This window comes from Candidatus Stoquefichus massiliensis AP9 (assembly GCF_000455285.1).
Taxonomy (GTDB): Bacteria; Bacillota_I; Bacilli_A; order Erysipelotrichales; family Coprobacillaceae; genus Stoquefichus; species Stoquefichus massiliensis.
On record NZ_HG005291.1, the window covers coordinates 250,755 to 265,072 of the forward strand.

Annotated in this window: 16 protein-coding genes; 3 read left to right on the forward strand and 13 right to left on the reverse strand. The window is 31.3% G+C overall.

Going from position 1 to position 14,318, the window contains the following annotated elements; all coding sequences use genetic code 11:
- On the forward strand, positions 1-418 hold a 418-nt coding region (locus tag BN350_RS13855), incomplete at its 5' end, for a protein-tyrosine phosphatase family protein (protein WP_222704654.1).
- 88 nt (positions 419-506) lie between these two features.
- On the opposite strand, the gene BN350_RS13860 is transcribed toward BN350_RS13855, so the two are convergent.
- Positions 507-1,742 (reverse strand): ABC transporter permease, encoded by a 1,236-nt coding sequence (locus BN350_RS13860; protein ID WP_028044138.1) that lies wholly within the window; start codon positions 1,740-1,742, stop codon positions 507-509.
- Positions 1,739-2,653: an ABC transporter ATP-binding protein gene (locus tag BN350_RS13865; RefSeq protein ID WP_028044139.1), complete on the reverse strand. Its 915-nt coding sequence runs from the start codon at positions 2,651-2,653 to the stop codon at positions 1,739-1,741. The genes BN350_RS13860 and BN350_RS13865 overlap by 4 nt, the downstream gene beginning before the upstream one ends.
- Before the next feature lie 166 nt (positions 2,654-2,819).
- Here BN350_RS13865 and BN350_RS13870 point away from each other — a divergent pair, with 166 nt between their 5' ends.
- Complete coding sequence (locus BN350_RS13870) at positions 2,820-3,035, forward strand: helix-turn-helix transcriptional regulator (protein ID WP_028044140.1); 216 nt, start codon at positions 2,820-2,822, stop codon at positions 3,033-3,035.
- Positions 3,036-3,929 carry a hypothetical protein gene (locus tag BN350_RS13875; RefSeq protein ID WP_028044141.1) on the forward strand — a complete coding sequence of 298 codons (894 nt, stop codon included), beginning with the start codon at positions 3,036-3,038 and terminating at the stop codon, positions 3,927-3,929. It begins immediately after the preceding gene.
- A gap of 32 nt (positions 3,930-3,961) precedes the next feature.
- On the opposite strand, the gene BN350_RS13880 is transcribed toward BN350_RS13875, so the two are convergent.
- The 11 genes from BN350_RS13880 to aroB form a co-directional block, all read right to left on the reverse strand.
- Positions 3,962-5,161 (reverse strand): MFS transporter, encoded by a 1,200-nt coding sequence (locus tag BN350_RS13880; protein ID WP_028044142.1) that lies wholly within the window; start codon positions 5,159-5,161, stop codon positions 3,962-3,964.
- Between the two features lie 79 nt (positions 5,162-5,240).
- Complete coding sequence (locus BN350_RS13885; RefSeq protein WP_028044143.1) at positions 5,241-5,969, reverse strand: lysophospholipid acyltransferase family protein; 729 nt, start codon at positions 5,967-5,969, stop codon at positions 5,241-5,243.
- Positions 5,966-6,442, reverse strand: a complete 477-nt coding sequence (locus tag BN350_RS13890) for a dihydrofolate reductase (RefSeq protein WP_028044144.1) — start codon at positions 6,440-6,442, stop codon at positions 5,966-5,968. The genes BN350_RS13885 and BN350_RS13890 overlap by 4 nt, the downstream gene beginning before the upstream one ends.
- A complete protein-coding gene (thyA, locus tag BN350_RS13895) occupies positions 6,442-7,329 on the reverse strand; it encodes a thymidylate synthase (protein ID WP_028044145.1) in 888 nt (295 codons plus the stop codon). The genes BN350_RS13890 and thyA overlap by 1 nt, the downstream gene beginning before the upstream one ends.
- Before the next feature lie 80 nt (positions 7,330-7,409).
- Positions 7,410-8,090, reverse strand: coding sequence for a beta/alpha barrel domain-containing protein (locus tag BN350_RS13900; protein ID WP_028044146.1), 681 nt, complete (start codon positions 8,088-8,090; stop codon positions 7,410-7,412).
- 38 nt (positions 8,091-8,128) lie between these two features.
- Positions 8,129-9,016 (reverse strand): ROK family protein, encoded by an 888-nt coding sequence (locus BN350_RS13905; protein ID WP_028044147.1) that lies wholly within the window; start codon positions 9,014-9,016, stop codon positions 8,129-8,131.
- A gap of 274 nt (positions 9,017-9,290) precedes the next feature.
- The gene (locus BN350_RS13910; protein WP_028044148.1) at positions 9,291-9,785 is read right to left on the reverse strand and encodes a shikimate kinase; all 495 of its coding nucleotides are present in this window, start codon (positions 9,783-9,785) and stop codon (positions 9,291-9,293) included.
- An 8-nt stretch (positions 9,786-9,793) separates the two neighbouring features.
- Positions 9,794-10,915 carry a prephenate dehydratase gene (pheA, locus tag BN350_RS13915; RefSeq protein ID WP_028044149.1) on the reverse strand — a complete coding sequence of 374 codons (1,122 nt, stop codon included), beginning with the start codon at positions 10,913-10,915 and terminating at the stop codon, positions 9,794-9,796.
- Entirely contained in the window at positions 10,912-11,988 is a 1,077-nt protein-coding gene (aroC, locus tag BN350_RS13920) for a chorismate synthase (RefSeq protein ID WP_028044150.1), read from the reverse strand. The genes pheA and aroC overlap by 4 nt, the downstream gene beginning before the upstream one ends.
- Positions 11,966-13,243, reverse strand: coding sequence for a 3-phosphoshikimate 1-carboxyvinyltransferase (gene aroA / locus BN350_RS13925; RefSeq protein ID WP_028044151.1), 1,278 nt, complete (start codon positions 13,241-13,243; stop codon positions 11,966-11,968). Before aroA ends, aroC begins: the two co-directional genes overlap by 23 nt.
- Position 13,244: 1 nt before the next feature.
- The coding region (aroB, locus tag BN350_RS13930; protein WP_231385293.1) for a 3-dehydroquinate synthase at positions 13,245-14,318 on the reverse strand (1,074 nt) is incomplete at its 5' end.

The following is a 14,318-nucleotide window of genomic DNA, read 5'->3' on the forward strand; positions in this document are numbered from 1 at the left end:
CAACATCATTAAGGATAAAATGAACTTCATGGAATTCACACAATTACAAAAAGCAATCTATATCTTTAAAAATGGAATAACCCATGATATAATGGGAATTAAGGATAAGGTGGTTGAAATCATGAAGAGGAAGGTAGAACAATTCAATCAGGATGACAAGCTAAGGGACATGGCATTTAAACGAGACTTACAGAAGAAGGCAAGAGCAGGAGAAGTTAGAGATGCTTTTGATCAGGGCAAAGAGGAAGGTATTTCAATCGGAATCAAACTCATTATAACACTATTGAAAGAGTTGTATCCAAATACTGATACAAGCTTCTTAGAAGGCTTAAGTGCATTACAGTATGATCATATAGCGAATATGATTGCCAATAAGAAGAGTGTTGAAGAAATAAAGAATTACATAGAGAACAGTTGAATCTCATTGAAGATTGATTAAAAAAACAAACAATTAACAAAAAGAAGGCGAACTTTAATGATAAAATCATTAAGTCAACCTTCTTTTCTTAATTCTTTTGTTTCATCATTTTAAACAAATGAGTCAGTTTCATAGAATTACCATAAGATAATGTTCCACGACGATATAATTTTGCACCTATCATTCCTATTGCGAAAGTTGTTAAAACCAAAATAACCAATGAAATAATGATTTCAATAACAGTGACAGATCCCAGCGCCACATTAATAAACATACACATCCATGAAGTTAATGGTACATAACTAACAATTGTAGATAAAAGATCATTTGGATTTTGTAAAGTTATAAAGCTGATAAAGAACACAGCAATAATCAACAATTGTATTGGCATTGTTGCTCCATTCACTTCTTCAACTTTAGAACATAATGCTCCAATTGCTCCAAATAAGAAACTAAACAATAAATAACCAAATATACCAAACAAAGCAAACGTTACCCAAACAACTGTTGGAATGTTTAAGAACGGATCCAAAACATGATTCCATACATCAGCATTGATATGATAAGCAATCAAACAAGAACCTAAGATTAAAATAGTTTGTACAGCCCCAGCAATAGCTCCCGCAATGACTTTTCCAAAAATCATTGCATTTGGTGAGCAACTTGTGACTAATATTTCAACAGCACGATTACTTTTCTCACTTGCTACACTTACAGCGATTTGATTTCCATACAGTAAAATCATCATATATAAAACGAAAATCAAAATATAGGTATAAAAATAATTGTTCACTCCATCTGTTCCAAGAACATTTGTTTCATAATTTGCTGATGAATGATAAATTTCATTAACTTTCAAAGCATCATAATTCAATTCCTTTAATGCATTTACCTGATACTGCTGTTGTAGAACTTCCTGAAAATACACTGCTGTTCGATCATTTAATGATGAATTTTTAACATGATATACGAATTTCAATGGTTCTTGTAGTTCTATTCCAGCATCTACACTTCCATCTTCTACTTTATTTTTTAATACTGATAAATCATCTTCTAATGCAATATTATAATCTGGAAAACTTTGTTCAACAAATTCTAATCCACTTAAAATTCCCTGATTATCATAAATTAACATATCTTTATCTTTTGATTCAGTAACTTGATTATTCTTTCCATCTTGATTTTCTTTTTTATCATTAAAGAATCGCGGCATAGACAATAAAACAAATGCTGCAAGTGCTATTAACACAATAGAAAGTAAATATGATTTCTTTCTCATCATTGTTTCTAATTCAAATTTTATAACAAGGAAAAACTGTTTCATTCTTCATCACCAGCCTTTGCAACAAAAATATCTGTTAAGGATGCCTCATATACTTGGAAGACATCTAAATCAACACCGAACTCCAACAATTTCATAAGGACATCTTTTTTACTAACATTTGGTAATAATTCAACAATATAACCTTCTTCTCTTTCTTCAAATACCTTTAATAAATTCACACACTTATTTAACAAAATATCTTTAAATACTTCTTGAGAACTTGTTGAGCGTAAAACAAGACGATTCTTACCATATTCTTTTTTTATCTGTTTCAAGTTTCCTTCTAAAACAACTTGACCATGATGTAAAATCACAATATTTTCACAAAACTCTTCAACATAATTCATTTGATGAGAAGAAAATATAACTAACTTTCCTGCTTCAATTTGTTCTTGGACAACTTCTTTTAATATTTGTGAATTCACTGGATCTAGCCCAGAAAACGGTTCATCCAATATAACAATATCTGGATTACACATCAATGTTTGTGCTAATTGTACCTTTTGCTGATTTCCTTTGCTTAAAGTATCTAACACACGATTTTCATATTCCTCTATTCCTAGTCTTTTCAGCCATTTTTTCAAGTTATTTTTAGCTTGTGTACGTGTTGTTCCACGTAACATTGCTAAATAAATAAGTTGTTCAGATACTTTCTTCTTTGGATACAAGCCACGTTCTTCTGGTAAATAACCAATGTTGTATTCACTTGCATGGAATGGTTGACCATCCATGAGTATTTCCCCCTGATTTGCTTTAAAAACATCCATTAAAATACGGATTGTTGTTGATTTTCCTGCACCATTACGTCCTAATAATCCAAGTGCTTTTCCACTTGAAATCGAAAAAGAAACACCGTGCAAAACTTCATTTCCATCAAAGCTTTTATGTAAATCATTGACTTTCAATTCCATCATTATCCCTCCTAGACACTATCATTATAGCTTATGTTTGTCGATTATGCAATATATATTTTACATTTGATAATTATATATTGCAAATGTAACTTATATAAAACATATTAACTTGAATTTTTATGAATAATCTATATAATAAAGATAGAAAGCTAGGTGAAGTGCTATGAAAAATTTGAAGATCAAAATGGCACGCATGGAATTAAACATGTCACAGGAAGAACTTGGAAATAAAGTAGGTGCAACAAGACAAACCATTGGATTAATTGAATCCGGGCGTTATAATCCTTCAATTAAATTATGTATTAATATTTGTATTGCATTACATAAGCACCTAGATGATTTGTTTTGGGACGAATCATACGATAAGGAGGAACTTTAAATGAAACAAAGTCTATTAAAGGATATGATTCATTATGCAAAAACAAAGGGTCGTGCACCTTTAGATGAACGACAAATGAATACATTAAAAGACCAATATGTAGAACTCGCTAAATCTACGATTCTTGGATGTTTGATTTTTATTATATTATATGGTTATATGGATATCAAAAATATGGAATCCTCTTTTAATTTTTTGGCTTTATCAAGCAGTTATCTTGGTGCTGTAACCTTTTACTATCTTGTGCGCTTTTGTTATCAGCAAGTGATTGGGATTGATGTTAATTTTGAAGTATTGGTTATACCGGCTTTGTTTTTTACACCCAATTTAATCATGAATACAATTCATATAATAGGTAGTCTCTTTAATGCAGGTAAAAATTTCTATTATATAACATCTTTCCTTTGGCCACTCTATGCTATTCTATTATATCTTGGTGTCAATAGAGTCTATCAAAAAGGAAGTATTGTTCAAGAACAGTTATTAGAAAAAGGTGAAATTCATTTTCGCTCACGTAAACAGGCTGTTAATTATCTTATTACTATTATTATTATTTTAGCAATGCTTCCTATATCATATGATTTTCTTTTTCAAACAGGACTTGTTGCTGGAACTCTTTTTACTCTTTACATCATCTGGTACTATGGCTTTTCAACCCCTCATAATGAATATATTCTTGATGAAAATGGCTTAACTTTTTACAAAACATTATGGAACCATGAGGGTGCAAAACTCTTATATAATGATATTCAATATATTGAACAAAGAGATACATTTAATATTGGTTATGCTAAAGATAAAGTGCTTGTTCATTGTAAAGATGGTAAAGAATATATGTTATTTCCTGAAAATGCCTATCAATTCTGTGTTGAATTAGAAAATAATTTATTATAAAAGTCATACCTTCAAGTATGACTTTTATAATACTATTCTACTTGCTTTTTCTCTTTATCTACATCTTCAACACTCATAAACATAAAGACTGTACCAATGATTGAAACAATAGCACCAATCATTAAGACTTTTGAAACACCAAGAGCATCCAATAAGACTCCACCTGCTAAACTTGCAAATACACTTGCTAAAGTCATTGCACCAGTTACTAGAGCTTGCCCTTTATTCATATCATGTTCATCAACTAACTGGCTGACATAATAAACAGATGCTGGAATAAAAACCGCATAAGCTAACATTTGCATCACCTGTGCAACATAAATCATAAACATATTCACAGCAAAATATGTAAGAACATGTTTCACACTAAAGAAAACTGCTGAGATAATCATCATTCGACGACATCCAATCTTCTTTTGGAATTTTGTGAATAAAGCCATTGTTGGAAGTTCTAATAATGCAGCCAGAAAAATTGCATTCCCCATATCAGCACTATTTCCACCAATATGATTGACAACTTGAATAAAGAAGTTATTAATCACAGAATGATCAAAGAACAAAAAGACCGTTGCTACTAATAAAAACATAAAAGTTTTATATTTCTTAACAAATTGTCCCATTGACAATTGATCATGGACTTCTTGCTTTTCCTCATGAACAATTTCATCCTTACCGCCAGGTAAATAGAAAGTATAAACAAACAATAAAGCACAAAGTGATAACCCAACATAGAAAAAAGGTAATAATTCAGGACTAAAAATAGCCACAACATTTCCTAATATTAGAGACATCACCGCATAAGCAACAGAACCAATCCCTCTCGCTAAACCAAAATTAATATGAATCCCATGTTTTTCAAAAGCAAATGTTAATGAATTAATAAATGGCTGTAATATTAACATTAAAGTAAAAACAACAATTGTTAACACAACCATTATGATAGATGCTCCTGAAATAAAACTTAATAATAATGACAATACAATAATAGCAACCAAAATAATTGATATTAACATTCTTAAAGATAATTTTGATGTTTTATCCATATATGATGCAACAGCTGGTTGTCCAAATACGGCTAAAATATTTGAAATAGATAAAACAATTCCAATTGTTGTATTATCAAACCCCTTGTCTAATAAAAAGACAGATGCATATCCAATCATGGCACAACAAATCATCCAATAGAACCCATGAATACATGCATAGCGAATATCTAAAGACTTATTTTTCATTCCTCTTCCTCCTCACCTTGTTATCATACTACAAATGATAAATAAAAACTAAAATAATTCAAAAAAAGAAAATAAATTCTCAAACCTTTGAAAACTTATCCTCATTTTCTTTAATACATTGAGCAATGCGTTCTTGTACATGATGAGCAATCTCCGTACTATTCATATCTTTATAATCATCATAATAAATAGGTTCTAAATAATGAATTTGAGCATCTACAGGTGCAATTGTATTATTATCAAATACCTTATAACAATCAATCAAAGCAACAGGAACAATAGGTTTCTTTGCATCAACAACAGATTTAAAAGTTCCCCCTTTAAATTCAAGCATTTGATTTTGTTTACGACATCTTGTTCCCTCAGGAAAAATAACATAATTTCTACCAGAACTCATTTCTTTTGTAGCCTTTTTAATAATCTTCATAGAAGCTCTTAAATTTTGACGATCCATTGCTTCAAACTGCAGCATTTTTAAAACTTTACCCAATACAAAGACACTCATTAATTCTTCTTTAACAATGGCTTTAAACGGTTTATCATGTGTTCCAAATAAGATCAATGCATCAAATAATCCCTGATGATTGGGTGCTAACAAATACCCTTGTTCTTCAGGTAAGTTCTCCACCCCATAACAATGAATATGAACTCTTGATTTAGAATTAATCTTACGAATCATCTTTTGTCCAAAATCAAATCTTTCCTCAAAAGATGTTTCATCTAAATGTTTATTATAATAACGAATCTTTAATAACCATCCTGGTATACGATATAATAATCTTATAATTAAAAATAATATTCTTTTCATTTTGTACCTCTTTGATAAATCTGTAAATCAAATGTTTCAAACGGTTTTGTTTCTTTTAACTCAAAGCCATATTCATCAAAATCAGGAAAATACGTTTCTCCTTCATACTTTCCAGGAATTCTAGAAATTAATAATTGATCAGCCAATGGTAAAGACTGTTGATAAATAGAAGCTCCTCCAGAAATAAATAAATCTTCTCCTGAATCTTTATACTCCTGAATGACTTCTTCTAATGATGTTCTCACTTCTACTCTCTCATCATCAAATAATTCAAAACTTACAACTATTGTTTTACGATTAGGTAATGGTCTTCCAATAGCCATATATGTTGTATATCCCATTAAAATTGTTTTATTGATTGTTGTTTCTTTAAAATGTTTTAAATCTTCTTTATTATTCCATGGCATACCATTAGATGATTCTTTTTTCCCTATTAACTGGTTATCATCCATTGCAACAATAATACTAATCATTAAACACTCACCTTCCCAACTAATTTACCATAGCTCTGATAATTTTCTATTTTTATATCGTCTATCTTAAAATCAAAAATAGATTTCACTTCTGGATTTAATTTCAACTGACACAATGGAAGTGGATCTCTAGAAATTTGTTCCTTAACAACATCAAAATGATCTTTATATATATGAGCATCACCAATTGTATGAACAAACTCTTTTGCCTCATATCCACAAACCTGAGCCAGCATTTCTGTAAACAAAGCATAAGACGCAATATTAAACGGAACTCCCAAAAAGGTATCAGCACTTCTTTGATAAAGCTGACAAGACAAATACTTTCGATCATGAGAAACATAAAACTGCAAAAATGCATGACATGGTGGTAAAGCCATTTCATCAACTTCAACAGGATTCCATGCACAAATAATATGTCTTCTTGAAAATGGATTATTTTTTAGCGAGTCAACAAGTTTGCTCACTTGATCAACACCCTGGTTATTAAAATTACGCCATTGTCTCCCATATACTGGTCCAAGTTCTCCATATTTTATAACAAAAGAATCATTTTCAGGTAATTCTTTTATTTTTGCAACAAATTCATCCAATGATTCTCCTTGATAATCTTCTGATTTCTTAAAGATTTCATATGGCCATTCATTCCATATTTTGACATTTCTATCTACTAAATATTTAATATTTGTATCTCCCTTAATGAACCATAACAATTCTTCCGCAATAGGTCTTAAAAACATTTTCTTGGTTGTCATTAAAGGAAAACCTTTTCTTAAGTCATAACGTGTCTGATAACCAAAAACACTACGTGTTCCTGTTCCAGTACGATCTGAACGATCTTCTCCATTATCTAAAATATATTGACACATTTCTAAGTATTGTTTCATTACTTTCACCTCTTGCTTATTATATATGAATAAATCATTATTGTCATCAAGAAAAAAACATGATGATTAAAGAACAATCTTTAATCATCATTGTGAGAACATTGAATTCTATAACGTTCCATCATTTCCTTAAAAATTTCACCATTTGATGGTGGTGTATATGTAATCGCATTGGCCCCTGCTGCAATAGCCTCTTTGATTGTTTCTTCATTAGGTCCACCTGTTGCAATAATAGGAAAATCCATATCAATATTTCTTAAAGCCTTAATAATTTCTACTGTATTCTTACCTCCAGATACATTGACAATACTTGCACCTGAATGAAGCATTCTTTCTTCTAATGGTTCATCTAAAGAAACAATTGTTAAAACAATAGGAATATCAACAATTTCTGCTAAATCCTGGACAAATCTGGTTTTTGTTGGAGCATTCAAAACCACTGCAGATGCGCCATTTAATTCTGCATCTAGCGCAATATTATTAACTCTTGGTCCAGAAGTCGTTCCTCCGCCAACACCTGCAAATACAGGCTTTTGAGCAACTTCAATGATGGATTTTGTAATCTGCATTGTTGGTGTAAACGGATAAACTGCAATAACTGCATCAGCATTACAATTGGCTATCACAGCAACATCAGTTGAAAAGACCAGAGACTTAATTCTTTTTCCATTAATATTGATTCCAGAAACATCATAAATACATTCTGGAACTTTGACAATATGTCTTAATTTTGATTGAACGATTGGCATTTGTTTTGCCATTTTCTTCACCTCACTTAGTTATTTATTATACTTCTTTTTTATGAATTCACTGTTAAGAAATGATACAATGCCCCTAATAAATTCGCATCATTATGATATTGGCAAGTCAATACAGTTGGTCTGATTTTCGCATGTGTAAAATGTTCAAATATAATATCTAATCTTTGATTCACTTCATCCAGCAAATCATCTCTTACACTAATACCTCCACCTATGACAATCTTTTGTGGATCATAAGCATACTGTAAATTATAAATACCATTCGCTAATACAAAATAATATTTATCAACAACCTTTTCATAAATCGGATCATCATGATAATGATCAAATATTTCTTTTCCATCTAAAGTTTCCTTATCAATACCTTTTAACCTAGCGACTTCTCTGACAACAGCCATAGTTGAACCAACATCTGACCATGTTTTCATTTCATGCGTTTCAAAATCAAATTCAGCAATCATGTAACCAAACTCTCCACCATGAAGATGTTCACCTTTATGAATACGTTTATCCTTAACAACCGCTCCACCAATACCCGTTCCACTCACTATAAAGCAGCAGTCATTCACATCACTGGCCGACCCTTTCCAAACTTCTGCCAATGCTGCACAATTGGCATCATTTTCCATCTCTACACGCATTTGAAAACGTTTTTGTAAATCATCTTTAATACATGGTCCATGAATATAATCAAGTGCACTTGATCCTCCAATGATTCCTTTTTCACTATCTACTGCTCCAGGCATGCTTAAAGCAAGACCTTCAATATCTTCATACTTTTTAAATACATTTTCAATCACATCATAAAATTCATTTAATGTTGAAGGTGTTCTTTGAGAATCAGTTTCTAATATCTCTCCTTCCGCATTAAGTAATCCAAATTTTAAAGATGTTCCACCAACATCAACACATAAATATTGTTTCATACATACCTACCTTCCATCATTCTTTATTCATTATAACATCAAAAAGACTGATAAGGAAATCATTTTTAATTGATAATTTTTTATAAAAATTTCATAAATCGACACAAAAAGTCCACAACTTTTTGCTATGATATAGATAGATGATAAGAGACCTCATAAATTATCATCTAGAATTCAATCCTTTTCCTCTATATCAAAGGAACATAGATGCAAGATATTATCTTGCATCTATTTGTTTAAAAGACCAAAACAATTCATGTTTTGGTCTTTTTGATTACTCTGCTGTACATAGATGAATGATGTTATTAACTACATCTTCCAATGATTTATCATTAATAACATGATAATCACATGCCTGTAAATATAATTCATGTCTTTGCTGATAAAGTTCATATAGTTTTTGAGGTCCATCTTTTAACAAAGGACGTGTTGATATCTCAACATCGCTTAATATATTTTCAACAGGACGATCTAAATAAATAAGAGTTCCATGATGATGTAATGCATCAATATTTTTTTGATTTTTAATGACACCACCACCAGTAGATATAATATAGCCTTCTTTTTGTCCAACTTCCATGCAGCAGATTGTTTCTCTCTCACGGAAATAAGCTTCTGAAATATTAAACATTTCAGGTATCGTCATTTTGTATTTATCAACAAGATATTCATCTATATCAATAAGTGGACGTTTTAATTGTTTTGACAACAACTGAGAAATTGTTGTCTTTCCACATCCCATCATTCCTATTAAAACAATATTTTTCATACAGTCTCCTATTTTTTAACATATTGTCCAAGCACGCGTAAAGTAATGGTATGAGCTTTCATATCCTCTAATGCCTGAATAATATTTTGATTTTCTAGATTACCTTCAAAATCTACATAGAAATAATATTCCCATGGTTTTGCTTTGATAGGACGAGATTCAATACGTAACATATTAATTTGATGATCATTAATTATTTTCATAACCTGATAAAGTGTTCCTACCTGATGACTTAATGTAAAGACAATACTCACATGTGTCGCATCTGTTGATTTTTCAAGATGTTTTCCAAAGATAATAAATCTGGTTGAATTGTTTTGAATATCCTGTATATTTTCTTGAAGAATTTCTAAATCATATAACTGAGCTGCCTTATCTGATGCAATAGCAGCTATTTGAGGATTTTGACTTTCAGCAATATATTTTGCAGCTGTTGCTGTATTCACATATTCTCTTTGTTTCATCTTTGGATGTTGAGATAAGAATTGTGATGATTGTAATAAGCCCTGGGGATGAGAATAAACTTCTTTTATACCTTCAATACATGCTCCTTTTATTCCCAATAAGTGTTGAGAAACAGAGATATTTTGTTCACCTACAATATAGAATCCATAATCTCTAATGGAATCATAATTATCATTAATAGCACCTGTTGAGGAATTTTCTAATGGCACAACACCATAATCTATTTCATTATTTTCTAAAGCCTTAAAAACATCTTCAAAATTCTTATAATTTTTTCTATTGGCTGATGAACCAAAATAAGATGTCAATGCTGTTTCTGAAAACGAACCGGGTACACCTGGATAACCGACTATAATATGATCATGTTGTGGTGATGATAAATCAAAAACATGATCAGTAGGAATAAATGAGGCTTGATATGTTTTTGAAATATTCATCATATCTAAAATAAAACTTTTTGCATACTCTTTAAGTTCCTCATTATGAATACGATTCACGTTCTTTTCAACAACTTGTGCTTCTCGAGCAGCCTGAAAAATATCCATATGATTAGCTAATTTATATGTAATAACATCTTTAGCTACATTCATTCTTTTCTCAAATAATGCAATCATTTCTTTATCAATTGCATCTATTTCTTCTCTACACTGGTTTAAGTCTTTCATATATCACCCATCATATCCAATATTCCTAATGCAACCATAGATTCTACAACAACAACTGCTCTAGGAACAATACATGGATCATGCCTTCCTGTAATTTCTAATTCTGTATTTTCTTTTGTTTTGACATTAATGGTTTTTTGTTTTTGAGAAATAGAAGGTGTTGGTTTTATTCCTACTCTCAATACAATAGGCATTCCATTGCTGATGCCTCCTGTAATTCCACCATTATGATTTGTCTTTGTTTTGATTTGATCATGGTCATAATAATAACTATCATTAGCCTCATGTCCATACAATCCAGTGATTTTTTCTCCCAAACCAAAACTCACACTTTTTACAGCAGGTATACTAAAAAGTAATGGTGATAAATGTGATTCAATAGAATCAAAGAATGGATTTCCTAATCCAGCTGGTACATGAATGACAGCACACTCAATCGTTCCACCAACTGAATCCTGATTCATTCTGGCTTTTTCTATTATTTCTTGCATTGTTTCAAAAACACCTTCATGAAGTGTTGGATATTGCTGCTGCAATAAAGTTTCAATATCTTGTGATGTGATATCAACGCCAAATGAATCATCATAGACATTATGAATACTTTGAATATGTGCTCCTACTAGAATTCCTTTTTGTCTCAAAATCTGTCTTGCCACACTGCCTGCAAAGACAATTGGTGCAGTTAAACGTCCTGAAAAATGTCCTCCACCACGAACATCATTATATCCTTTATATTTGATATATGCTGGATAGTCACTATGCCCAGGTCGCATACATTCTTTTAATAAAGAATAATCTTTAGAATGCTGATCACTATTTTCAATCATGGCACAAAGTGGTGCTCCTGTTGTAACACCATCAAGAAGTCCACTCATAATCTGAACTTCATCTTTTTCAACACGGGGTGTTGACATTTTATTTTGTCCTGGAGCACGTCTTTTCATATGCCATCGTATTTCATCCATATCAAGATGAATACCCGCTGGTAGATGACCTATGACAATTCCAATAGCCTTTCCATGACTTTCACCAAACAAAGATAATTCGATGTTAGTTCCCCAATTCGCACTCATCAAAGATACCTCCTAACATTTGAAAATGTTCCCAAAAACTTGGATATGATTTCTTAACACAATCCTTTTTATCAATTATGACTTTATCCTGACAAACTGTTGAAGCAATAGCTTCCATCATAGCCATACGATGATCATTATAAGAAGAGACACACCCTCCTCTTAATTGTTCCACACCTTCAATAATCATAGAATCATCAAATTCCTGTGCTTGCCCTCCTAATTGCTGAATGACTTCTACAGTTGCATGTAAACGATCACATTCTTTGATACGCAAACGTCCAATATGCTCTATTTTTGATGTTCCTTTTGCGAGAGCACAAGCTAAAGCAATAACAGGAATAATATCAGGACATTGTGAACCATCGATTGTTGTAGATACTAATTGTTGTGAAATCATCTGATATCCATCTTCTTTTTTTATTAACTCACAACCCATTCTTTCTAAAATAGCAATGGCTTCCTTATCGCCCTGATAAGATTCTAAATTTAAATCTTTTAAAATAACATCATTATGAAATGCTCCTGCAACGAGATAAAAAGCTGCCTGAGAAAAATCTGCTTCCACACGATAATTATGAGGATAATAATGCTGATTTCCAGGGATAATAAGTTCTTGATAATCATGATTAATGATTTGAATACCATATTGATTTAACATTTGTAAAGTTAAATCAATATACCCTTTTGATTCTAATGGTGAAGTTATTTTAATAACGGAACCCTCATCCATAAGTGGCAAAGCAAATAATAGACCACTAATAAACTGTGAAGAAACATTTCCAGGAATTTCAAACTCCCCACCATGTAATCTCCCACGAACATATAAATCCAAACAATTCTCTTTATATAAATAAGAGATTCCCTGTTTTTCAAATATATCATAATAAACATCTAAAGGTCTTTTTCCCAAACGACCTTCTCCAAAAAAATGTATATTAGCTTCACAAACTATTGAAATAGGAACCATAAATCTTAATGTAGACCCTGATTCACAGCAATCTATTTCACATTGATTTTTTAAAAATGTTGTTGTCCCATCTATTTCTAAATAATCATCATATTCAAAAATCATTGTCCCTAATGCTTTCATTGCTGAAATGGTTGCTTTAATGTCTTGTGAATATTCTATATTTGTTATTGTACTCTTTCCTCTCGCAAGCGAAGCACAAATAATAGCACGATGAGCCATACTTTTAGAAGGTGGTACACTAACACTTCCTTTTAATTGATGTGGTGTGATTTGAACTGCCATCTTATACCTCCTCTACTTCATCAATAAATGATAAATCACTTGGATAAATATATGATTGTCCTATCTCATGCAATAAAACATAGGATAATTTTTGATGAATATTCTTTTTATCTAAAGCCATTGCTTCTTTTAAATCAGATGTATGAAGATCAGCAGCACTTGGAAGATTATATTTTGATACTACATCTTGTATCTTTTTTGCAGTTCCTGCTTTTGTCAGCCCTTTTAACTCAGCAATACGTGTTAACTGAACCATACCAATACTCACTGCTTCTCCATGAGAATATCTTTCATAATGATAATATTGTTCAATCGCATGTCCTAAAGTATGTCCAAAGTTTAATGCTAAACGATCCCCAAAATCAAATAAATCCTTTTCAACAACATCTCGTTTTAAATCAACACAACGATAAATAATTTCATCAATATTTTGATACAATTCATCAAATGATGAATAACTTTCTAAACAATGAAATAAATCTTTATCAAAGATACAGCCATATTTAATCACTTCACCCATACCATCATTAATAAATCTTTGATCTAAAGTTTTTAATGTGAGTGGATCAATAAGAACAACGCTTGGATGTTTAAAAGCTCCTACAAGATTCTTCCCTTCAGGTAAATCAACTGCAACTTTTCCTCCAACACTCGAATCAACTTGTGCCAGCAATGACGTAGGAATTTGTACAAACTTAACGCCGCGCAAAAATGTACTCGCAACAAAACCAGCCAAATCACCAATAACACCACCGCCAAGGGCAATAATTAAATCTGTTCTTGTTAATGGAAATGAAAGCAACTGACTATAAAGGCTAGGTAAAATATCAAATCTCTTTGATTGTTCACCATGAGGAACAATAATATGTCCAACTTGATATTTTAATTGTAGCTGACTTTCAATTTGATGACCATAATATCCAAAAACCTGATCATCAGAAATAATCACAATTTTCTTTCCCTGATATAATGGTTCGATATATTGCAGAACATGATTCAGCAATCCTTGCTGAATAAAAATAGAATAACTGTCTTTTCCTAAGTTAACTTTCATTTCCATAATTTCACTCCTAAA